Annotated in this window: 25 protein-coding genes; 4 read left to right on the plus strand and 21 right to left on the minus strand. The window is 54.4% G+C overall.

Annotated features, from left to right (window positions below):
* Window positions 1–2: 2 nt before the first annotated feature.
* Window positions 3–944 carry an MBL fold metallo-hydrolase gene (locus ACR3EJ_RS18865; protein ID WP_170543316.1) on the plus strand — a complete coding sequence of 314 codons (942 nt, stop codon included), beginning with the start codon at window positions 3–5 and terminating at the stop codon, window positions 942–944.
* A gap of 1 nt (window position 945) precedes the next feature.
* Here the strand turns inward: ACR3EJ_RS18865 and ACR3EJ_RS18870 are convergent, their stop codons facing one another.
* The 14 genes from ACR3EJ_RS18870 to ACR3EJ_RS18935 all read right to left on the minus strand — a co-directional run bounded on the left by ACR3EJ_RS18870 (window position 946) and on the right by ACR3EJ_RS18935 (window position 13,858).
* The gene (locus tag ACR3EJ_RS18870) at window positions 946–2,004 is read right to left on the minus strand and encodes a YeeE/YedE family protein (RefSeq protein WP_480423258.1); all 1,059 of its coding nucleotides are present in this window, start codon (window positions 2,002–2,004) and stop codon (window positions 946–948) included.
* 52 nt (window positions 2,005–2,056) lie between these two features.
* Window positions 2,057–3,280, minus strand: coding sequence for a 5-aminolevulinate synthase (gene hemA, locus ACR3EJ_RS18875; RefSeq protein ID WP_170542856.1), 1,224 nt, complete (start codon window positions 3,278–3,280; stop codon window positions 2,057–2,059).
* A 1-nt stretch (window position 3,281) separates the two neighbouring features.
* Window positions 3,282–3,716 carry a DUF302 domain-containing protein gene (locus tag ACR3EJ_RS18880; protein WP_170542854.1) on the minus strand — a complete coding sequence of 145 codons (435 nt, stop codon included), beginning with the start codon at window positions 3,714–3,716 and terminating at the stop codon, window positions 3,282–3,284.
* Between the two features lie 80 nt (window positions 3,717–3,796).
* Window positions 3,797–5,059: an NAD(P)/FAD-dependent oxidoreductase gene (locus tag ACR3EJ_RS18885; RefSeq protein ID WP_170542852.1), complete on the minus strand. Its 1,263-nt coding sequence runs from the start codon at window positions 5,057–5,059 to the stop codon at window positions 3,797–3,799.
* Between the two features lie 24 nt (window positions 5,060–5,083).
* Entirely contained in the window at window positions 5,084–5,791 is a 708-nt protein-coding gene (locus ACR3EJ_RS18890) for a c-type cytochrome (RefSeq protein WP_170542850.1), read from the minus strand.
* A 2-nt stretch (window positions 5,792–5,793) separates the two neighbouring features.
* Window positions 5,794–7,119 carry a c-type cytochrome gene (locus tag ACR3EJ_RS18895; RefSeq protein ID WP_170542848.1) on the minus strand — a complete coding sequence of 442 codons (1,326 nt, stop codon included), beginning with the start codon at window positions 7,117–7,119 and terminating at the stop codon, window positions 5,794–5,796.
* Window positions 7,103–8,365 (minus strand): sulfite dehydrogenase, encoded by a 1,263-nt coding sequence (gene soxC / locus ACR3EJ_RS18900; protein WP_170542846.1) that lies wholly within the window; start codon window positions 8,363–8,365, stop codon window positions 7,103–7,105. Before soxC ends, ACR3EJ_RS18895 begins: the two co-directional genes overlap by 17 nt.
* Before the next feature lie 24 nt (window positions 8,366–8,389).
* The gene (gene soxB, locus ACR3EJ_RS18905) at window positions 8,390–10,087 is read right to left on the minus strand and encodes a thiosulfohydrolase SoxB (protein ID WP_170542843.1); all 1,698 of its coding nucleotides are present in this window, start codon (window positions 10,085–10,087) and stop codon (window positions 8,390–8,392) included.
* An 87-nt stretch (window positions 10,088–10,174) separates the two neighbouring features.
* Window positions 10,175–11,020, minus strand: coding sequence for a sulfur oxidation c-type cytochrome SoxA (gene soxA, locus ACR3EJ_RS18910; RefSeq protein WP_170542841.1), 846 nt, complete (start codon window positions 11,018–11,020; stop codon window positions 10,175–10,177).
* 70 nt (window positions 11,021–11,090) lie between these two features.
* A complete protein-coding gene (gene soxZ, locus ACR3EJ_RS18915) occupies window positions 11,091–11,420 on the minus strand; it encodes a thiosulfate oxidation carrier complex protein SoxZ (protein WP_170542839.1) in 330 nt (109 codons plus the stop codon).
* 34 nt (window positions 11,421–11,454) lie between these two features.
* Window positions 11,455–11,871 carry a thiosulfate oxidation carrier protein SoxY gene (soxY, locus tag ACR3EJ_RS18920; protein WP_170542837.1) on the minus strand — a complete coding sequence of 139 codons (417 nt, stop codon included), beginning with the start codon at window positions 11,869–11,871 and terminating at the stop codon, window positions 11,455–11,457.
* Between the two features lie 46 nt (window positions 11,872–11,917).
* On the minus strand, window positions 11,918–12,394 hold the full coding sequence (soxX, locus tag ACR3EJ_RS18925; RefSeq protein ID WP_170353169.1) for a sulfur oxidation c-type cytochrome SoxX: 477 nt from the start codon (window positions 12,392–12,394) through the stop codon (window positions 11,918–11,920).
* A gap of 130 nt (window positions 12,395–12,524) precedes the next feature.
* Window positions 12,525–13,103: a SoxW family protein gene (locus ACR3EJ_RS18930; RefSeq protein WP_170542836.1), complete on the minus strand. Its 579-nt coding sequence runs from the start codon at window positions 13,101–13,103 to the stop codon at window positions 12,525–12,527.
* 14 nt (window positions 13,104–13,117) lie between these two features.
* Window positions 13,118–13,858: a cytochrome c biogenesis protein CcdA gene (locus tag ACR3EJ_RS18935; RefSeq protein ID WP_170542834.1), complete on the minus strand. Its 741-nt coding sequence runs from the start codon at window positions 13,856–13,858 to the stop codon at window positions 13,118–13,120.
* Between the two features lie 80 nt (window positions 13,859–13,938).
* Here ACR3EJ_RS18935 and ACR3EJ_RS18940 point away from each other — a divergent pair, with 80 nt between their 5' ends.
* The 3 genes from ACR3EJ_RS18940 to ACR3EJ_RS18950 all read left to right on the plus strand — a co-directional run bounded on the left by ACR3EJ_RS18940 (window position 13,939) and on the right by ACR3EJ_RS18950 (window position 15,826).
* Window positions 13,939–14,313 carry a thioredoxin domain-containing protein gene (locus tag ACR3EJ_RS18940; RefSeq protein ID WP_170542832.1) on the plus strand — a complete coding sequence of 125 codons (375 nt, stop codon included), beginning with the start codon at window positions 13,939–13,941 and terminating at the stop codon, window positions 14,311–14,313.
* 100 nt (window positions 14,314–14,413) lie between these two features.
* A complete protein-coding gene (locus ACR3EJ_RS18945; RefSeq protein ID WP_170543314.1) occupies window positions 14,414–14,722 on the plus strand; it encodes an ArsR/SmtB family transcription factor in 309 nt (102 codons plus the stop codon).
* Window positions 14,723–14,764: 42 nt separating this feature from the next.
* Window positions 14,765–15,826, plus strand: a complete 1,062-nt coding sequence (locus tag ACR3EJ_RS18950) for a YeeE/YedE family protein (RefSeq protein WP_170542830.1) — start codon at window positions 14,765–14,767, stop codon at window positions 15,824–15,826.
* 183 nt (window positions 15,827–16,009) lie between these two features.
* On the opposite strand, the gene ACR3EJ_RS18955 is transcribed toward ACR3EJ_RS18950, so the two are convergent.
* The 7 genes from ACR3EJ_RS18955 to ACR3EJ_RS18985 all read right to left on the minus strand — a co-directional run bounded on the left by ACR3EJ_RS18955 (window position 16,010) and on the right by ACR3EJ_RS18985 (window position 21,350).
* The gene (locus ACR3EJ_RS18955) at window positions 16,010–17,728 is read right to left on the minus strand and encodes a sulfate permease (protein WP_170542828.1); all 1,719 of its coding nucleotides are present in this window, start codon (window positions 17,726–17,728) and stop codon (window positions 16,010–16,012) included.
* A 12-nt stretch (window positions 17,729–17,740) separates the two neighbouring features.
* Window positions 17,741–18,079 carry a TIGR01244 family sulfur transferase gene (locus ACR3EJ_RS18960; RefSeq protein ID WP_170542826.1) on the minus strand — a complete coding sequence of 113 codons (339 nt, stop codon included), beginning with the start codon at window positions 18,077–18,079 and terminating at the stop codon, window positions 17,741–17,743.
* Between the two features lie 19 nt (window positions 18,080–18,098).
* Entirely contained in the window at window positions 18,099–18,980 is an 882-nt protein-coding gene (locus tag ACR3EJ_RS18965; RefSeq protein WP_480423263.1) for an MBL fold metallo-hydrolase, read from the minus strand.
* A 37-nt stretch (window positions 18,981–19,017) separates the two neighbouring features.
* Window positions 19,018–19,446, minus strand: coding sequence for a DUF6691 family protein (locus ACR3EJ_RS18970; RefSeq protein WP_170542823.1), 429 nt, complete (start codon window positions 19,444–19,446; stop codon window positions 19,018–19,020).
* A gap of 4 nt (window positions 19,447–19,450) precedes the next feature.
* Complete coding sequence (locus tag ACR3EJ_RS18975) at window positions 19,451–19,882, minus strand: YeeE/YedE thiosulfate transporter family protein (protein ID WP_170542822.1); 432 nt, start codon at window positions 19,880–19,882, stop codon at window positions 19,451–19,453.
* An 85-nt stretch (window positions 19,883–19,967) separates the two neighbouring features.
* Window positions 19,968–20,639: a Crp/Fnr family transcriptional regulator gene (locus ACR3EJ_RS18980; RefSeq protein WP_170542820.1), complete on the minus strand. Its 672-nt coding sequence runs from the start codon at window positions 20,637–20,639 to the stop codon at window positions 19,968–19,970.
* A gap of 423 nt (window positions 20,640–21,062) precedes the next feature.
* Entirely contained in the window at window positions 21,063–21,350 is a 288-nt protein-coding gene (locus ACR3EJ_RS18985) for a DUF1330 domain-containing protein (RefSeq protein ID WP_170542818.1), read from the minus strand.
* Window position 21,351: the final 1 nt, after the last annotated feature.

Consider the following 21,351-nt stretch of genomic DNA (forward strand, 5'->3'; position numbering starts at 1 on the left):
TGATGCGATCGCTGGCGATTTTCTTGGCCCTAGCCACACCAGCTTGGGCAAGCGAGGATATTGCAGACCAATACCCGCAAAGTGTGCTGTATTCCAAACCGGTCGAGTACATCCCCGGGGTCTATTCCGCCATTGGCGCAACCGCCCCGCCGACCTACGAGAACTCTGGTCACAACAACAACCTCAGCTTCATAGTTACCGGAGATGGCGTGATCGTCATAAACGGCGGCGCGGCTTATGTGCTTGCCGAAGCGCTTCACCAGGAAATTCAGGCAATCACGGATCAGCCGGTTAAGTTTGTCTTCAACGAGAATGGTCAGGGGCACGCGATGCTTGGCAACGCCTACTGGTCAGAGCTCGGTATTCCGATCATCGCCCATTCGGATGCTGCGGCTGAATTCGAGGAATACGGCCCACAGATCCTTGAAGGAATGCAGCGGTACAACCAGGACAAGGCGGAAAGAACCTTCCTGGCAGGCCCAACCGAGACATTCGAGGATGAATACGTGGTTGAAATGGGTGATTTCCGGATTGAGGCCAAATATCTCGGGCCGGCCCATAGTCCCGGCGATATCTCGATTTGGCTGCCGAACCAAGGCCTTGTTATCGCGGGTGATATGGCGTTTCACGAGCGAATGCTGCCGATCTTTCAAGAGACCTATACAGCGGATTGGCTTGAAACATGGGACAACGAGTTCGAAGCTTTGGGAGCCAAATATGTCATCCCCGGACATGGTCATCCGACGAACATGGATCAGGTGCGCCGTTATACACGCGACTACCTGGTCTACCTGCGCGGCAAGATCCAAGAGCACATGGATGCCGGCGGCGATCTGGCAGAGGCTTACTATGTCGATCAGTCACCGTATGCCCATTTGGACACGTTTGAGGAACTGGCGACAAAAAATGCCGGGCGGGTATTTGAGCAGATGGAATTCGAATAACTCAGGACGTTTGAGGAACAGGAATTCGGCGCATTAACCTATGCGTGCTGATCGCTCCAACCCACATGAAGAAAACGGCAAGCCAAGCCGTCAATGACAGGGCGGACCCTCCTGAAAGCCCTGCGCCCACGGCGCAACCTCCGGCCAGCATGGCTCCAAACCCCATGAGGACAGCTCCAACAAGGTAGCGCTCCATCGGAGCATCCGGACCAAAACGTTCGATCTTCCACTCCCCTGCAGTTAGGGCCGAGCCTGCGGCACCAATTGCTACGCCTGGAACAAGGCCGATACCGAAGGACAACACGACGTTTCGCTCGGCAACCAACGCCATCAGTGTATCCGTAGCCGGTCCGGTGAACGTGACTGACGAAACAGGCACGACTTCAAATGATGCTTGCGCGATGGCATATGTCATTAACCAGCCAAGCGCCACCGCCACGCCAACTCCTGCGGCTGTTACGATCCTGATTGGCGCGACTCTCCGGTGGAATGCGAATGCAATTGCCGACACCAATCCCAATACTGCAACGGCTGTATAAGCCACTGGCGAAAATCCAAGTATTTCTGAAAGATCTCTCGAGGCGCCCCCTGAGACAGTCCAGATCCCGGAAAGCAATTCGCGGGCGGGACTAAGAACGCCCGTGTAAGCAGCCTGAGCCACTAAGGTTAAAACCAATCCTGTAATCAGGGCGCGCAGATTTCCGCAGGAGGCCAATACCAACAGGCGAGATGCACACCCACGCGCCAGAACCATACCAACGCCGAACATCGCTCCGCCAATTATTGCGCCGCTGAGACTGCCCGTCGACGCAATCGCGCGTGTCTCGGAAAGGTCTAACCACTCAAACGCGACAAACGCCTGCACTAAGGTGAGCGTTGCGGTGAAGGCGATTAGCCAGACAGCCAGGCGAGGACCAAGCTCGCCTTTGGCGACTTCGATGGTCGACGCTCTCAAACAAAAGTGAGACTTCTGGGCCGTCACGCCGAACAAGATACCGACAAGCGCACCGGCAAATGCCAAAGCGCCAGGGTCTCCCAACAAATCGATGAGTCTTTCCATCAACAGAGACTCTCACTTGGTTGCTTGCGCGTCCTTGTCTTCGGTCAAGTTGTCATTGAGCGGCCATTGGCCTGCGCGCCAATTGGCATTGTGTCCATAGCTCACCCAAGGCAGACACCAGTCGATCCACGTCGTCGGTGGAATGCACTGGGGAAGGTGTAATCCGTAGACGTTCCGTTCCCTTGGGGACGGTTGGATAATTGATCGGCTGGATGTAAATTCCATAGTCACGCATCAGCACGTCAGAGATGAAGCGACACTTGACCGGATCGCCGACCATGACCGGAATTATGTGACTTGGGTTCGGTGTATGCGGAATGCCCAGATCGTCCAGCCTGTCTCGCACCTCGCGCACGCGCTGCTGGTGTAGATGTCGTTCCGAATGGCTTTGCTTCAGGTGCCGAACCGAAGCAGCAGCTCCTGCGGCCACGGCGGGAGGCAATGCAGTGGTAAAGATAAAACCACTGGCAAAGGATCGGACAAAATCCACCAGCTCTTTCGACGCCGCGATGTATCCACCAGCTACGCCGAACGCCTTGCCCAATGTCCCCTCAATGACGGTTAGCCGATCCATCAGGCCTTCGCGCTCAGCTATGCCTCCGCCGCGCAGCCCATAAAGCCCAACCGCGTGAACCTCATCCAAATAGGTCATCGCGCCATAGCGATCCGCCAGATCACAGATCTCGGCAATTGGTGCAATGTCGCCATCCATGGAATAGACGCTCTCAAACGCAATGAGCTTCGGTGCATTGGCAGGCAATTCAGCAAGGTGCCTTTCAAGGTCCGCCACGTCGTTGTGTTTCCAGATACGCTTCTGGCACCGACTGTGGCGAATGCCCTCGATCATCGAGGCATGGTTCAACTCGTCAGAAAGGACTGTGATGCCAGGAATGCGAGACGCCAAAGTTCCCAAGGCAGCCCAGTTCGAGACGTACCCGGAGGTGAACAGCAAAGCAGCATCTTTTCGGTGCAAGTCAGCAAGTTCTCGTTCCAGCAAAACATGCTCGTGGGTCGTTCCAGAGATATTCCGCGTTCCGCCTGCCCCGGCACCACACTCATCGATCACCTTGTGCATTGCTGCAATAACACTGGGGTGCTGACCCATCCCCAGATAATCATTAGAGCACCATACAGTGACTTTCTCGGGACCATTTTCCGCGTAGCTACGCGCTGTCGGGAACGCGCCACACTGCCTTTCGAGATCCGCAAAGACCCGGTAGTTCCCTTCCTCTTGAAGCTGGTCGAGTTGATCACGAAAAAACCGCTGGTAGTTCATTTCAGTTCCCAACGGCTTCTTCTACGATCCCGGACAACAGGGTCTGAACCTTTTGCATTGGTCCATCAGGATAGCTTCGGTATCCAACCATCACACCATTGTCGTCTTCGGCTACAAAAATCCCATAGGGGCAGAAGCCAATATTCATTGGGTCGGCTTCCATGACCTCGCGCGAAATTTTTGCCGAGCAGAAAATGAAGATATCCGCGGCCGTAAATATTTGCTTGTCGCTGCCAACATCTGCGCCTGTTCGATTCAGCATTTCCCCAACATGGCTCACATAGTCGATGACCAGTCCCTGTCCCACAATCGCGGACTCGACTGCAAATGTCGCGTCATCAAAACTACCGTCGAAGGGGGTAGTGATGATCTCTTCTGCAAGCCCTTGGCTCGCCAGAACAGTGGAAAATGCGGCTGCGGCGATAAAGTGTTTCATGGTTTTGGTCCTCCTCCTGAACCGCATTTTCTCAGATTGATCAGAGGAGTCTTTGACACCGGTCAAAGCCCCCGATTGCCTCAACCAAACATGTCCGACGTGATACCGGCGTACCAACCCAGCGACTCTTCGTAAGTTGCTTTTCTCAAATCGGCATCTTCACCAGTTTGACTGATAAAGCCATCGACTTTCGCGATCTTTTCTGGCGTCGCCTCATAGGTTGCGCCAACCTTAACGCCATCATCGGTATCGATCAGCGACCAGCATGTGTTCGAGAACTTGGCCGGGAATACTTTAGATCCGGTCAACGCACCTCGTACCGCATTCGCACATACTTTTGCCTGACTGTTTGCCGAAAAACCGGATTTCGGCATGTCACCCTGCTGGCTGGCATCACCAAGAACGTAGATATCCGGATCGGTCTTGGAGGACATGTCCGCAGCGTTTACTGGTGCCCAGTTGCCGTCGATTACTCCCGCCATTTCCGCAATGCGACCTGCTTTCATCGCTGGGATCACATTGCAGACATCGACCTTTGTCTCTTCGCCGTCGATAGTCACCGTCATTGCATCCGGATTCACGGATACATTGCCACCGCCGAAATCTTCGCCGATCCAGTCGACCATTCCTTCGTAATTGTTTCCCCAGCCTTCTTGGAACAAAGCCATTTTTGAGAATTTCGGCTTCGGATCGGCGACAATGATCTTTGCTGTTGGGTTGTTTGCCTTCAGCACGTGCGCCACCATCGAAACCCGCTCATACGGCCCGGGCGGGCAACGGTACGGGTTAGGAGGAGCGACCATCGCGAAGGTACCGCCTTCGGGCATCGCCATGATCTGCGCTTTCAAAAGCTCTGTCTGAGAACCAGCTTTGTAAGCATGCGGCATCTTATTTTGGGCCGAGAGGTCCCAGCCCTCTACCGCACCATCAACAAAGTCGATACCCGGGCTAAGGATCAGCTTGTCATAAGGAACCGATCCGCCACCTGCCAAGGACACCGTCTTAGCGTCGCGGTCGACCCCAGTGGCCCAATCATGCACGACGTTGATACCGTAGTTCGCGGCAAGCGTGCCATAGCTGTGGGCGATGTCTGATAGCTCCTGAAAACCTCCTAAATAAAGGTTTGAGAAGAAACAGGTGTAGTAGGTCCGAGACGGCTCGATCAGCGTCACGTCAATCTCACCTTTGCTGTCCTTCGCTATGTAACGCGCGGCAGTCGCACCGCCCGCACCTCCGCCGACAACCAATACGCGGGGCTTGCCTTGAGCCAGCACCATCGGAGCGGATAGACCCGCGGCCGCTACCCCGGCGGCTCCAAGAAATACTCGTCTATTGAGTGTCATCGCGTTTCCTCCCCTTAGACATGGTCACTCTGGATTATTGAAGTATGCGGCCAAAGCCGCGATTTCGTCATTGCTTAGCCGTCCGGCTATCATTTGCATGACCGGATGTGGCCGCTGTTTGTCTCTGTAAGCGTGCATGGCGACTACGAAGTCTTCGTTAGGCCAATACACAATCGAGGGAATGCCCTCATCGCCACCTTCGATCTGGTGACACGTAGTGCATTCGCTGCTGAGATATGCGCCGTACTCAGGATCTCCTTGAATCGCGAGAATCGCGGGATCGATAGAATGATCCGTGCCTTTCGCGGTTGGATCCGCTTCCGGGATATCTCGGGGATTGTCTGAAAACCCCCGCAAATACGCGATCACGTTGGCTCGGTCTTCCGGATCTTTCAAACCGCGAAAACTCATCCTCGTGCCTGACGCAAATGAGCGTGGGTTTTCGATGTAGGCGGACAGAGTGTCAGCGTGCCATTCCAGACCCGAGTTGCCCGCGCGCTCAAGACTCTTGGAATAGTTAAATCCATCGAGACCTGCGGCCTTCCGCCCAAAGACACCATTCAGATGCGGACCAATTGTGTTTTCGGCTCGTTCTCCGACCTGATGACAGCCTATGCATTTGGCAAACACCACTTTCCCTGCGTCAGCATCACCAAGGTCTTCTGCTGCGTCGATCGATGAAGCAATTGCCCCAAAAAACGTGGCAAAGATCAATGCGTTCGGCCAACGCATCATCAACTTCCAAACGTCTTGAGATAGATGATCAAAGCTTGGATATCGTCCTGTTTCTTAAGGCCTGCAAAAGACATCCGTGTGCCTTTCATGTATTCCTTGGGCTTCGTCAGAAAAGCCGCCATTTCTTCTTCGGTCCAGACGAGACCAGCCTCGGCCGCGGCTTTCATGGCCTTGGAGTATTTGAACCCTTCAACCGACCCTGCGTTGGCCCCGATAACCCCGTTCAGCGCCGGACCCGTACTGTCCTTTGCACCGTCACCAACCTGATGGCAGGATTTACATTTCTTGAAGACCTTCTCACCGGCTGCGAACAGTTCCGTAGTCTGGTCAGCCTCGTCGATTTCTTGAACAGCCGGTGTTGCGGCGGCTTCTTCCTCTGGCTTTGGCGCTGCGGCCGGAATGAACGAAGGCCCTTCCGCCGTGAACGTCGGCAACTCGTCCGCGCTGGCTTCGTTCATGACCGAATTCGAACCGCCTTCTGGTGGCGTCTCAACCAGAAATACAGAGCGCATAGTAACCGCGGCCTCTGTTCTGCAGTTCTCCATGCAAGGCTCTTTTCGCCATTCTGCGTACTCAGTCTCAGGTCGCGTATCGACGACAAACCCATCCTTGTTGTACATCTCGAATTCAGCGAAGTTTTCATTGCTGAGAACGAAATCGTCATCCACCAGGTCATTGGAATAAAGGATATAGGCGACGATTGCGTAGGTCTCATCCGCCGTAAGTGTACCCGCTTCACCAAATGGCATTGAGCGGGAAATATAGTCCCAAGCGGTCGACAAATGCGGCCAATAAGACCCGACGGTTTTCACAGGATCTTCGTCGGCGAGCGTGTCGAAGCCGCCGGCCAGAACAGGCCAATTGTCGGCGCCTTCGGCAAACTCTCCGTGACAGGACGCACACCGGTCGACAAACACTTCTTCTCCGGTCCAGACATCGCCTGATCCAACCGGCAAGCCACGCCCGTCGGGCAAGATGTCGACGTCCCACGCCGCGATCTCTTCCTCCAATGCAGGACGTCCAAGCCCAAAAGTACCATCGCGACTCGGCGCCGGTGCAGTTAGGTTCGCACCATTCGCAACCCGTTCCGCAGCGGCCGATTGGATTTCCTCGACTTTGGTCTCAAGTTCAGCTGCTCGCCTGGCCTCCGCTTGCGCATTTTCCAGAGCTGATGCTGCATGCGCTTCAACCTGACCTATCCGGGTTTCCAAAGTGTCTATCTTCGACTGACCGTAGTTCCGATTGGCAAATACCAACGCTGCCGCAAGCACCAAGGCTATGCCACCAAATACGGGCAGGAAAACATGACTAAGAGGCTTCGACATTCTCTGCGATACCTTCTGCGCTCACGTACCAAGTCTGGATACAGTTGTTGTGGTAGACCGAGTTTTCTCCGCGTTTTTCGCGCAGTTGGTCTTTGGTCGGCTGCACATAGCCAGTCTCGTCTATCGCCCGGGCCTGTAACAACATTGGTGCTCCGTCCCAGTTCGTATCGAGATAGAAACGCGTCAAAGCCTTGCTGTCGCCCTGCTTGCCAAGGCGCGTAGTCTCCCAGGTGATTCCACCGTCCTTGGACACATCGACCCGCGTAATTTGTCCGTGGCCTGACCATGCAAGCCCGGAAATGACCAAGGGTCCCGGTCCGTGTTTGATCGGCATTTGCGGGCTGGGCGATGTAATGACGGATTTTGCATCCATCACCCAAGTCCATTTCTGGGCTGCGCCATCGGCGTAGACGTCGGTGTACTTTGATGTTTCTTCCCGGCTTTCGACCGCCATATCGACGACTTCGATGCGGCGCAGCCACTTGACCCACATGTTGCCTTCCCAGCCAGGAACAACCAGTCGCACGGGATATCCGTGCTCCATTCGCAGCGCTTCACCATTTGCCTTGAAAGCCACCAACACATCATCCAGTGCTTTTTCCATCGGGATAGAGCGGCCATTGGATGACGCGTCTGCGCCTTCAACATAGACCCATTTGTCTGGTGAGATATCAGCGCCTGCTTCCTGCAATAGCGACCGCAGCGGAACACCCGTGTATTCCATGTTGTGAATCATGCCGTGCGTAAATTGGACGCCATTGAGTTGAGAACCAGCCCACTCCATACCGGTGTTTGCCGCACATTCGCAGAAGTACACATGGTTTTCGCGCGGGAAACGCTCAATGTCTTCATAAGTAAACACAAGCGGGCGATCTACCAGCCCGTTGATCATCAGGCGATAATCCTCTTTGCGCAGCTCAATCGCGCCCGAATGATGACGCTCAAAAGCGCATCCTTGCGGAGTGATCGTGCCATCAAGCGCGTGGATCGGCGTGAAGTTGATCGACGAAATCGGAGAAGCGGTCAGCCATTCCACGTTGCGCCGAACGACATGGGATTCAAAGCTGATCGGAATGCCATAAGGTGACTCATCTACACCGGCACCCGTGTAAGACGCCCAATCCTGAAGCTCTGTTATCAGTGGGTCGGGCGTGTCTGCCGCTGCCGCACCCGCAACTGACCCTGCGGCGACCGCAGCACTGCCTTTCAGGAAAGCCCGACGGGACGGTTTGAACGCGTCATCCATATCGCTTAGGTCTCCATTGGTTTCTTAAGCGCCGACAACATCGACACTGGTGTTCTCTTGCACCGTTACGGTGCCAAGATTGCGAATGTGGCTTTCGACGACATCCCAGATCGGCGGGCCTTCAGTGCCTTCGTTGACACTGGCCCAACCAGCCACGACGTAGTTTTTCGATGGATCAATCGCTTCACTCGTTTTGAGCAGGGTCATTTCGCTGATCCGCTGCCCTTGTGGTTTGGTCACATCGATGCGGTAGCCAAGCCCACCGACGCGGACCATATCGCCGCCCTGCTGGTAGTAGGGGTCGGGATTGAACAGGTTGTCACCGACATCCTCGAGGATCACATGGATGAATTCGCCTGTCATTTCTGTGCGATAGGCATTGGGATACGACATCGATGTGACGTTCCAAATGTCCTCGCGCGTGATATCCTGCCCAGGCATTATTGACGGCCCCCAACGGACGCCGGGCGACATCGCGATGTCTGCCTCACGCTCATTGATCAGAGCATCGCAAATCAGGTCATCCCAGGTGCCGTTAAAGTTGCCACGGCGGTAGAGCAACGAATCCGTTTTGCCAATCACCTCACTCAGCGCAGCCTCGTACGGCGCGCGCTGATCATTTATCAGAGCAGTGATCGCAGGATCAGGAGCGATGACGTCAGAGAAGATCGGGATCAGCTTGTGCTTCAGCCCCATCATCTGCCCGTCCCTCACGTCGAGATCGACGCGGCTAACGAATTTTCCGTTCGAGCCAGACGCAATGATATGCGTTTTACCGACCAGAACCGGCTCGGGTAGCGCGTCATGTGTGTGACCGCTTAGGATCACGTCGATCCCTTGCACCTGACCTGCCATCTTCTTATCCACGTCAAAGCCATTATGGCTGAGGACGACGACGACATCGGCACCGGCATCGCGAACCTCGTCCACCATTGCCTGCATGTTTTCATCCCGGATACCGAATGAATATTCTGGGAACATCCAGCCTGGGTTCGCGATGGGCATGTAAGGAAACGCTTGCCCGATAACAGCAACCTTTGCACCGCCCCGATCAAAAAACTTGTAGGGTTGGAACAATTCTGCAGGTTCGTCCCACTCGGCATCAAAGATGTTTTGACCCAAGGCCGCAAAAGGCAAACTTTCGACGATTTCGTTAACCCTGTCGCTGCCCAACGTGAACTCCCAATGGAAGGTCATAGCATCGGGTTTCAGCGCGTTCATGACATTGACCATGTCCTGACCGGCCGTCTGATAGCAGGTGTATGAACCGTGCCAGGTATCGCCCCCATCCAATAAAAGGGCATCAGGACGGTCAGCACGAATGGCGTTGATGACAGTTGAGACCCGGTCCAATCCACCAACCCGACCGTAGGTCTTGGCCAGCGCAGAGAAATCATTGTAGGTCAGCGCATAGGCCGACGGGCTTCCATCTTCGATCCCGTACGCCTTGCGGAAAGCCGCCCCCGTGACATGCGGCATCTGCCCTCGCGCATCGCCAATACCAAGGTTTATCTCGGGTTCACGGAAATAGATCGGCTTGAGTTGCGCGTGGATGTCGGTGACATGGATCAGGCTGATATTGCCGAAGGTCTCGAACTCCAGCAATTGATCCTGCGTTAGGCTTTGCTGCGCGGCAAGCTTGGCCCATTTGCCAAACCCGGACGCCCCGTACAGAGCCGAAGCTGCCATTGAAACCTGCAAGAAGTCACGTCGAGAAATCATCTATCAGCTTTCCTATAACACATATAAATATGTGAATGTTATATGCATGAAAAACCCGCGCAGGACAACGCCCGCGCGGCTCGTTCGTTATTGACGTACAGCAGGAGTTTCGACTGAAAGCCCGTTGCCACGCGAGGCCACATAGAGCTCAAGCGCGCGAAACTCGTCCGATCCTTCGGCAAAAGTTTCCGCCCGCGTATCGCGAATACAGCCGCGGAAACGATTGTGGCGCGAGATCAGCTTGGCCTGTTTCAGACGATACGTCGGGAACCCGTTGATCATACCTTGGCTCAGGTGGTCGGCGCGGATCATGTTGCCCCAGTTGTCTTCATGACAATTGGCACAGCTCAACTCCAGCTGACCATAGCGGGTATAATACATCTCCTTGCCCTGCTCCCAAAATGGGGCGGCATCGCCATCAATCGCTACGTTCATAGGCAACCCGCGTGATTGCAGACCGATCAAAGCGACCATGCCCTGCATGTCACCCCCGGACCATTTCCAGGCATCGGCTTCCATGCGGTCCGTGCGGCACTTGTTGATCAGATCTTCCATGACGACCAACTTACCAGTTTCGGCATCCACCTTCGGCATGGACGCCTGCAATCCCTTGAAGCTTTCCACCCCATCGTGGCAAGAGGCACAGCTCTCGCCAGCGGCACCATCAACGGTCCCGAAGAGATCGGCGGCCTGATCGACGAAGATCATTGCGGGGTTGTCGAAGTCATCAAGTTGAAGCGCTTGCGTTTCATCCGTGCGAAAATGCCAACCCGAGTAGATCGTGTCCAAATTTTCCAGATGTGCCGGAGCTTCAGTGACCGAGGTCATGTCCAACTCATCATTGATCACCAAATTGTCTTCGTCCGGTCCAGCCATCGCTGCAGCCGGGAAAACCAGAATTGCCGCGATCGCCGTAAGTGCCTTGGTATTCATTGCGTTCCTCCCTTGGTGGATCAGCGCCAACTCCTCCTACCAGCGCTGATCTGCCTTAGTGTTCGAGCCGTCAGGCGATCTCGATCGTTTTTTTCTCATCGTAAACAGAGCCGTCATCATCGTACCAAGTGAAGACAAACTCACCGGCGTCGGGCACAGTCGCTTCGAACTGGAAGTACGGGTTGGTCGAAATCGCCGGCTCCATCGTCACATCCACCACCATTTCTCCATTAAACTCGCAGGTGAAACGGTTGATGATCGAACGCGGGATGACGTTGCCTTCTTTGTCCTTACGCTGGCCGCTTTCCATCTTGTGGCTGATCAGTGTCTTGATCGTTATGGTTTCACCAGCAGCGGCTGTCTTTGGAACCTTGACGCGGGGTTTCACACCGGATGCCATTGGTTAATCTCCTGTTCTTCAGGGCGCGTGGCGATCAGCCGCCGCAGCCGCCGATTGTCACTTTTACGGTCGCGGACGCTTTGGCAAAGCTGCCATCTGCCATCTTCGCCACGGCAATGACGTCCTGCGTTCCGGCAAGACGGATGCGGGTTGATGCGGCTTGTTCAGCCGCCAATGGGCCGAAATTGAATGTCGCGACGCCCGGTTCGGGGTTGCCTGCAGCCACGATCAGAATTGCAGCGGCACTCGGGGCACTCACTTCGATAGGTACAGTATTTCCGTTTTCTGCGATTTCCGGTGCAGTCAACGTAACACCGCCATCAGCCACATCTGCCCCGCCTGTAAATGCCGCAATGGCATCTTCAGCAGCTGCATTTGCCCGAAGCGGCATAATTGTCAGGAACGCGGCGCCCAGCCCAAGGGCCAGTGTCTCGCGGCGAGAGAGTTCCATTTTCAATCTCCTTTGATTCTTCGAAAATCTGCGCCTGAAAGCGCAGCTATTCTTCCTTCAGGGTCGCAAGAAACGCGACCACGTCCTCAATTTCTTGTGCTGTCAGGATCGACGTCAAAGGCGCGGTTGGGGCTTTTCCGGTATAGGCGTCGCCCGGGCGGATATAACCGTCATCCTTGTAGAACGCAGGCATCACCGTGCCTTCGAACGTCATCTTGGCATTTGCGACCAATCCGCGAAGTTCTGCTTCGGTCCAACGATCACCGGCGCCATCCAGCATCGGACCAACTTCGCCATGGAACGGGATGTCAGCCAAAGCCGAAACCGCGTGGCACGCAACGCAGTTGCCTTTTGACTTGTCCCCAACGATAAGCGCGCCATTCGCCGCGTCGCCAGCAGCACCGGTCAACGAAGCCTCAATGGCACCATAGTCGTCATAGGTTACGTCTTGCGGGTCTGTTTCTGCCGCAATTGCGGCAACGCCTGTCATTGCGCAGACCAATGTTAAGAGTCTCAGCTTCATGATCCCTCCCATTTGCTAACGCGCCGACGGCGCCTTGCGACCCAAAGCCTTGTGTACCGTAGTCGACGAGTACCGCTTGTCGCAACATTAAATTCATAATAATGAATTTTTTTATTTATAATGGCAGCGCTCAATCCTGAGAAACATTGTTTCGCTCTTGAATGCGCCGCGCATGATAGCGTTGGAAATCTTCACCATTTTCAAGCTCATATCGTTTTTCCTCGACCCAGGTGAAAAGGTCTAAGGTTGTTCCTTTTGAGAACGCTCCGGGCATAACAGCGACCGCAGCATCGATGGCTGTAGCGTCCTCTGGCACCTCTTCCGACAGGAATACGAGCGTCGGGGTGAACAGAATCCCCCATTTTCGCATCAGCGCTCTTTGCTCATTCTCTTCACCGTCAAAGTCGATGGCCGCGGTGCTGCCATGCAAATCCAGTTGGACGACAAAGAAATTTTCTTCGATGAACGCTGCGAGGTCAGGCTGGGGGAACACTTCTTCATGCATTTTCTTGCAATAGATGCAGCCTTGTTGCTCAATGAATAAAACCAACCGCTTGTCTTCGCTTGACGCCTCTTCAAGATCCTCACGAAGGTCTTTGAAGGTGTCGCGCATCCACGGCGTTTTATGCAAACCGTCGTCGCCCAGTTCAGCGGCGGAAACTGCCCCGCCGATCAGACAAGCGATCAATGCTGACAAAACTCGATTCATGTCTTCCTCCCGAGTTATCCAATGGCTGCAAGCCAAGGCATATGGTCGAGCATCCATTGTGCGATGTGATTGATGGAGTTGGTTGCAATGAGGATGCCGAAGAGCACCAGAAAGCCACCCATTGCCATTTCGATGAGGGGCAAGTGCTTTCTGAACCGTGCCATCCACTGCATGAAGGGGCGGACCAGGAAGGCCGCCAGAACAAACGGTGCGGTCATTCCAACACCGTAGACGAATAGAAGCACCGCTCCACGCCAGGCCGTTTCGGTTCCGGCCGCTGTGAACAGGATCGCAGCGAGCACCGGCCCAACACAGGGGGTCCAGCCAAAAGCAAACGCCAATCCAAGAACATATGCTCCAACAAGGCTCACATCTGATGTATCACCAACATCCGCACGAAATTGGCGATACAGGAACCCGATGCGGATAATCCCCAAGAAATGCATGCCCATCACAATGATGATGGCCGCAGCGATCCAACGCAGGATGTCGAAATACTCTCGTACCAGCTGCCCGAATATCGAAGCCGTCGCACCTAGCGCCATGAAGATCGTTATGATCCCGGCTGCAAATGCTATCGCAGAAAGCGTTGCCTTGCGACGAACGCCGCCGGGAATTGTAGAACCCGCCGATATTTGATCAATCCCGACGCCGGCCAGATAGCTAAGATAAAACGGCACGATAGGTAGGATGCAGGGCGACAGGAACGACAATAGCCCTGCGACTAAAGCACCCGCAAATGTAATGTCGAGCATGGTCAAACCCGTCCTGGCGCGCTATCATTCACACATTCAAAATAATAAAGATATATCGCTGCGGTCAATCGGAGCTTGAGATGCGCCACCTAATTCTACTCTTGAGTGCAATCACGTTGTTTGTTTCTCCCGTGGTCTCACGGGCAGAAATGACTCTTCTGATGGCCGAAGAAGATGGGTGTATATGGTGTGCACGTTGGGACACCGACATCTCGGAGATCTACCCCAAGACACCGGAAGGACATGCCGCTCCACTCCAACGCATCGATATCCACGCGGCTATGCCTGAAGGCATCGCATTGGAGCGGCCTCTCTACTACACGCCAACCTTTGTTCTGCTGGACGATGGCCAAGAGGTCGGCCGGATCGAAGGCTATCCCGGCGAAGATTTTTTCTGGGGGTTGCTGGGCGTTTTGCTACGTGACGCTGGGGTGTCGATTGAGACCTCTGGATAAACTGGGGCGCATTACATAAACTGTTATGAATGCGTGAAGCTATGAAAGCGAGGCGAACTTGTTGGACAAATCTTCGAAACTGCCTGTGTTCTCAAAAGACATGTGCGCCGAAGACATGGACAGAATGATGGAAAATGCTCAGACGGCGTCAAGTTTCCTCAAGGCAATCAGCCATGAAGGGCGCCTGATGATCCTGTGCTACCTGTCCTCGGGCGAAAAATCTGTCACGCAGATGGAAGAAATGCTCTCGGCACGTCAGGCTGCCGTGTCTCAGCAACTATCCCGCTTGCGCTTTGAGGGCTTGGTCAAAACGCGACGCGAGGGGAAAACGATCTACTACAGACTGGCGGATGATAGATCGACACAGATTCTGGAAGTCGTCTACGATCTATTCTGCAGGGAGAAGTAGAAGTCACCAAAAGTAGCCGCCAGCTTTGGGAGGAGACTGGCAATGTTCGAAGCATTGGGAGACGCCAACACCGTTGCCCTGATCGGTTTGATCGGTGGCATTGTTTTAGGCTTGGCCGCACGCATTGGTCGTTTCTGCACGTTGGGTGCAATCGAAGACTACCTTTACGCAGATGATGACCGGCGGCTGCGCATGTGGGCAATTGCGATCGGCGTAGCAATTGTAGGCAGCCACTCAGCTATGGCTTTAGGGTGGCTGGACCCTGTTGGAACAAGGTATCTTGCACAGACCTGGAACCCACTTGGATCGATCGTGGGTGGTCTCATGTTCGGTTACGGAATGGCCATCAGCGGAAACTGTGGCTATGGCGCGCTGGCAAGGCTTGGAGGCGGCGACCTTCGATCATTCGTCATCGTTTTGATTATGGGTCTGTCTGCTTACGTTGTCATGTCCGGGCCCCTTGCATATTTGCGCGTATGGGTCTTCCCCGAGGAAATGGATATTGAAGGCCCACAGAGCATTAGCTTCCTTGCCGAACAGCTGACCTCTATCCCAGCTTGGCTCATTGGCGCAGTCATCGGCATTGCGTTGGTGATTTTCGCCTTGGCAAACCGGCGCTTCCGCCGCGCTCCCGCACAGGTATTTTGGGGATCTGTAGTTGGGCTGGCGATCGTATCAGGGTGGCTCGGCACGAATTGGGTTGCGACGCACGGTTTCGATGGTGAACCGGTTCAAACCCATACCTTCGCCGCACCACTTGGCGACACGTTATTCTACCTCATGACAGCGTCCGGAAACACTTTGTCCTTTGCGGTCGGATCAGTCTCCGGCGTTCTCATTGGCGCATTTTTGGGGTCCTGGTCCAAAGGTCATTTCCGATGGGAAGCATGCGAAGATCCACGCGAACTCAAGCGTCAAATGCTCGGGGCAGCGATTATGGGGCCAGGTGCGATCATCGCGGTCGGTTGCAGCGTCGGACAAGGTATTTCTGCCTTCTCACTTTTGGCCTACAGCGCGCCTGTAACATTCGCTGCCATCTTCGCCGGTGCTGCGCTTGGCTTGAAACAACTCGTGTATGGGCTGTCCTTCATAACTGAGCGTTGAGGTCACAGTTCAAACAAGAATTCACGTGTGAAGGACGGTTTCGGCGGTTCTCTTTTTTAGAAAACGATTGCCTTTGATGGCACATATCGGCACGAGGTGTTCATTAATCAGATACGCTCATGCGTTCGCTATGCGAACCAAAGCGCTCATTCTGATCACGTTCACAAACCAAGCTGATCTTAGTCACTCGCTCGCTTCTGCAATAATCGTTGTCCACGCATCGTGCTGGGACAAGAAAACCCTGCCGTTCAGACCGTCGACAATATGAGACCGTTTGAGTCTGTCCATAACAGGACCCTTGACTTCGGACAGATGTAGGCCAACGCCAAGCTCCCTAAGGCGGTGATTGATCGCCTCGAGAGTTTCCAGCGCTGAGTAGTCCACTTCGTTAACGGCGGAGAACATCAAAACAACATGTTTGACCTTCGTCCGATCGGCAAGGCGACTGAAGATCAGTTCTTCCAGAAAGCCGGCGTTTACAAAGTAAAGACTCTCGTCGATGCGCAGCGTTAGCACCGTAGGTGCGGTTTCGACATCGTGGCGCTGGACATTTCGAAAGTGCTCTGTCCCGGGCACGCGGCCCACTTCCGCAACATGCGGTCGAGACGTCTTGTACAAATGCAAAAGTATTGAAATCGACACTCCAGACGCGACGCCGACTTCGACACCCAGACCGATCGTCAGCAAAACCGTTGCTGATACCGCGATGAAGTCGGCACGGGAATAGTCCCATGTTCTGCGAAATATTGAAAAATCCACGAGGCTCAGAACCGCCACAATGATTGTAGCGGCCAACGTGGCGTTTGGCAGGAAATACACCAATGGTGTCAACGCCAAGGCGGCGATTGCGAGGCCAAGCGCAGTATAGGCGCCAGCAGCTGGAGTTTCAGCGCCAGCATCGAAATTGACGACTGATCGCGCAAATCCCCCCGTGACCGGGTAGCCTCCGGTGAACGCTGCGCCTATGTTGGCTGCGCCCAGTCCAATGAGTTCCTGGTCCGGATCAATCCGTTGACGTTTCTTGGCTGCCAAAGTTTGCGCGACTGAGACGGATTCGACAAAGCCAATCACTGAAATCAGGACCGCCGGAACCAACAGCGCTGCAAGCAAGTCGGGCGCAAATACTGGCAATGTAAGCGGCGGCAGGCTTTGCGGGACTTCCCCAACGATTTTCACACCCATTTCGACAAGATCTAGTGCCCAAACAGTAACCGTAGTGGCAACTACGGCGGCAACAGGTCCCGCCTTCGTTAGAATATCGGCAAGCGCCGCCGGAGCACCCAACCTCAATAACCCGGGTTTTAACCATTGGCGGGCCCAAAAAAGGAAGGCTGTCGCACTGAGGCCGATAACGAGCGTAACCCAATTCACCTCGTGCAAGTGCGCTGCAATCGATGCGACAATCTCGAGCAATGTATGTCCGTGCGCATTCACACCCAAAATGTGCTTGAGTTGGCTGGCAGCGATCAAGATCCCAGATGCTGTGATAAACCCTGCAATTACCGGATGGCTCAAAAAATTAGCCAGGAAGCCTAGCCGCAAGAACCCCAAAAGCAACAGGAAACCGCCAGAAATAAATGCGAGGGTTAGTGCCGCAACCGCGTAACCTGCCGTGCCTTGTTCTGCAACCTGACCGACCGCCGACGCTGTTAATAGTGAGACAACGGCAACCGGGCCAACCGCTAAGGCGCGACTGGTTCCAAATATTGCGTAAAGAAGAATTGGCGCGATGGATGCATACAGCCCTGCTTCTGGAGGCAATCCAGCCAAGAGCGCGTAGGCCAAGGATTGGGGTATCAGCATGATGGTGACGATCACCGCCGCCATCAGATCGTTAGAAAGCTCTGCCCATCCATAGCCGCGAGCCCAACTCAGAACCGGCAGATATTGCGCCGTCCGCATCCTTACCTCCCGCTACGCCGCAGTGTCTCGTCGTGCGTGCCACAGCGTTGCAGCGCGCTGACCGCTTCGGCAGTAGCCAAGGACAGGCTCGGACAGCTCTGCCAACGCCTCAGAAAATGCAATGTGGTTCGCTTCTGTTGCGCCGGAGGGTTTAACCGGCACATAGCGAGCTTGCAGACCTTGCGCCTTGGCGCATTCTTGGATCTGGCTAAAAGTAGGCTGCTCCTTTTGTTCGCCGTCAGGACGCACACAGATTAGCGAGCGAAATCCAAGCGTTTTGACTTCCGCCAAGTCATCGGTCTCCAATTGACCGCAAGTACTGAAGTCGTGGGAAATTTGGGTGATTTCCATCGCTCTCATCCTTTCAAAATCAGAGTTTGTTGACCGGAACCTTGAGCATGGGGTTGCCGTCCACGTCCGTTGGCACTTCACCCGCGCGCATATTTACTTGAAGAGATGGGATGATCAGCTTCGGCATTGCCAGCAGAGCATCTCGTTCTACTCGGAACTTGACGAACTCTTCTTTTGATTTGCCACCACCAACGTGGATATTGTGGGCTTTCTCATTGCCGACAGTTGTTTCCCAGGCGATGTCGCGCCCGTTTGGTCCGTAGTCATGGCACATGAAAAGTCGTGTTTCGTCCGGCAAGCTCAGGACTCTTTGAATGCTATCGTAAAGCGTTGCTGCATCGCCGCCGGGAAAATCTGCGCGCGCTGATCCCCCATCCGGCATGAACAAAGTATCGCCCACAAAAGCCGCATCTCCTGCGACATGTACCATGCAAGCCGGCGTATGGCCGGGGGTGTACATTGTGAACACCTGCATATTGCCAACCGTGTACGTATCGCCGTCTTCGAAAAGCTGATCGAACTGGCTGCCATCACGCTGGAACTCGGTACCTTCATTGAAGACCTTCCCAAACGTGTCCTGCACGATCATGATTTTTGAACCAATGCCGATTTTTCCCCCAAGCTTTTGTTGGATATACGGCGCTGCACTCAAATGATCGGCGTGAACATGGGTCTCAATGATCCATTCCAAATTCAGATCTTGGCTTACGATTTGGTGGACGAGCTCGTCTGCGTGATCGTGAGTGATGCACCCCGCCGCGTAGTCAATTTCCATTACGCTATCGACAATGGCACATGAGTTCGAGGTGGGATCCTTCACAATATAGCTGATGGTGTTCGTCGCCTCATCGAAGAAGGCCTGAACGTCCGGCTTGATGTTCATGTTCACGGGATACGTCATCTGATTGTACTCCAGAGAGGTTCAGGGAAATCGGTGACTACGCCGGCGACTGACCAGGACGCGCAAAAAGGAGCCTGCGCAGTACAAACCCGGCAAGAACGGCAACCAGAAAGAGAACAACTTCCCAACGCCCAGTACCAAGTGCCGGTATAGCAGCGCCGGGGCAGAAGCCTGCAATTCCCCAACCGACGCCGAAGAGAGCCGAACCACCAACCAATCGCTTGTCTACGGCCGTCGCGTTTGGGATCTGAAAACGCCCACCAAAGAGCGGCGTTTTTTGCCGCCAGGCAAGTCTGTAGCCGAAGAACGTGACTAGGAGCGCACCACCCATAACAAAGGCGAGGCTAGGATCCCACGTCCCGGCAATATCAAAGAAATTCAAAACTTTGGCCGGATCCATCATGCCCGAAATAGCGATACCAACGCCAAAGATCAGGCCAGTAAACAAAGCAAAAACAAGTTTCATTGCTTCATACTCCAAAGACATGACGGATCAGGAAGACTGTGATTGCAGCTGTGGCCATGAAGGTCGGCACTGCCACCAAAGAGCGAACAGACAGCCGAGATAGTCCGCAAACACCATGCCCTGACGTGCAGCCAGATCCGAGACTGGCGCCCAGACCGACGATCACACCGCCGATCACGATCATAATCGGGCTGACAGGTACCGTAAGTTCAGGCATTGCACCGGTCGCAGCATAGATCAGGCCCGGTGCAAGCATCATTCCCACAACCAAGGCTGTTCGCCAGGCGAATTCCTCGCGGTTTTCTGGGAATGTTAAGCCAGACAATATGCCCGTTGCACCCATGATACGTCCCAGTCCGAGCATCAAAAGCACGGATCCAAGTCCAATTGCGAGCCCGCCTCCAAATGAGGCGATCGGCGCAAACGCGGTTTCCATCAGGCGTCTCCGGTTGTTCATGTTGCAACCTGATTACCGGCCGGCACCTTACTCTTCAGTGACAATGTCACTTAACGCAAAGAATTCATGCGCTGTTCGCCAAACGCTCCAATTGAGGTTTGTTCTGGAGGGTGATCCGCCCCCTCGTCTGAAGGATAAGTCCTCGCTTTTGAAAATCATTCAGTATGCGTGAAACGACCTCACGCGCTGTCCCTAATTCGTTTGCCAAAGCCTGATGCGTCGCCTGGATTTCGGAATGGCCTTCTCCTAACGCCAATAGGCGCTCTGCCAGTCGAACGTCCATTCTACCAAAGGCGACATCGTCGACCACGCGCAGAAGATCAATCAACCGACGAGAATAAGCCGAGAAAACGAAACCGCGAAAACTGTCCTCTTCAGCAGCCAGCCTATCAAAAGAAGTTTTTGGTAATGTGATAGCCGTAACGTCGGTCTCGGCAATACCCTCAGCATTATAAGCTTCCTCGGACAGCATGCAGGCGGTGGTCAGCACGCAGCTCTCTCCAGCTTCAACGCGATACAGCACGATTTCTCGCCCGGCATCAGAACTTTGAGAAACGCGTATGCGGCCAGCATGCAAAAACATCAGACTGTCCGGGATGTTGTCGGGTCCAAAAACTTGCTGACCCTGCTTGTATGAAACCACGCGTGCTTCATGTAGAAGCTTATCCCTGACCCGCCGAGGTAGATTTCTCGTGCCAAGAAAGCTTTCGGTCCAATCTCCGACAGTTGTCTTCAATTTATGTCCTATGCGCTGTGCGTTCGGTTCACTGGTTCCCCAAAAAGATGCGGTGGCACGCGATCTGGATCAATGGCTCTCTTCGTTTTTCTAACCAGCTAGATCCGAGCATCGCCCAACATTGGCCAGCCCGACTGGCTATTAACGCACGGCTCAGCGCTTTGGCCGCTTCGGGCTCACTGCGGTCGTCCGCTGCAACTTGCTTGAGCGTCAGCTTTGCGGACGAAGCTGCCTGATGCTGATGCAGCAATTTCGGTCACGAACCATCGAGCCGATCACTGAGTGAGTCGGGGCGCTGCAGCGCGATTTCCCTAGAGCGGTCGTTCAACGCTACAAACCCTGATCAAATGAGTCAGATGACCGAGATTGAGCCCGGAGCCGTCATCCAGAGCGAGCGTTTCAAACTTACAAATATCTCCAAAATCAGAGGCCCTCGACCAGAACCAGATCCGTTTCGGAAATCTTCTCTCTGACCGTACGCGCTTGGCTGTAGGCCTCCGACTCATAAAACGCCTGTGCTGCCATCAGAGATTCAAATTCGATTACAATAGCCAGGCCCTGTGCAGCCCCCTCACGATGGTCGGGGCTAGGATTTCGAACCAAGACCTTCCCGTTATGCGCCTTGATCGCTGCGCCCGAGAGAGCCTTGAACTCTTCAAAAGCCTCTTTGTCCCGCACTCGAATATGCGCAATTAGATAACCCTTTGACATG

It is taken from the genome of Ruegeria sp. AB11 (assembly GCF_056536325.1).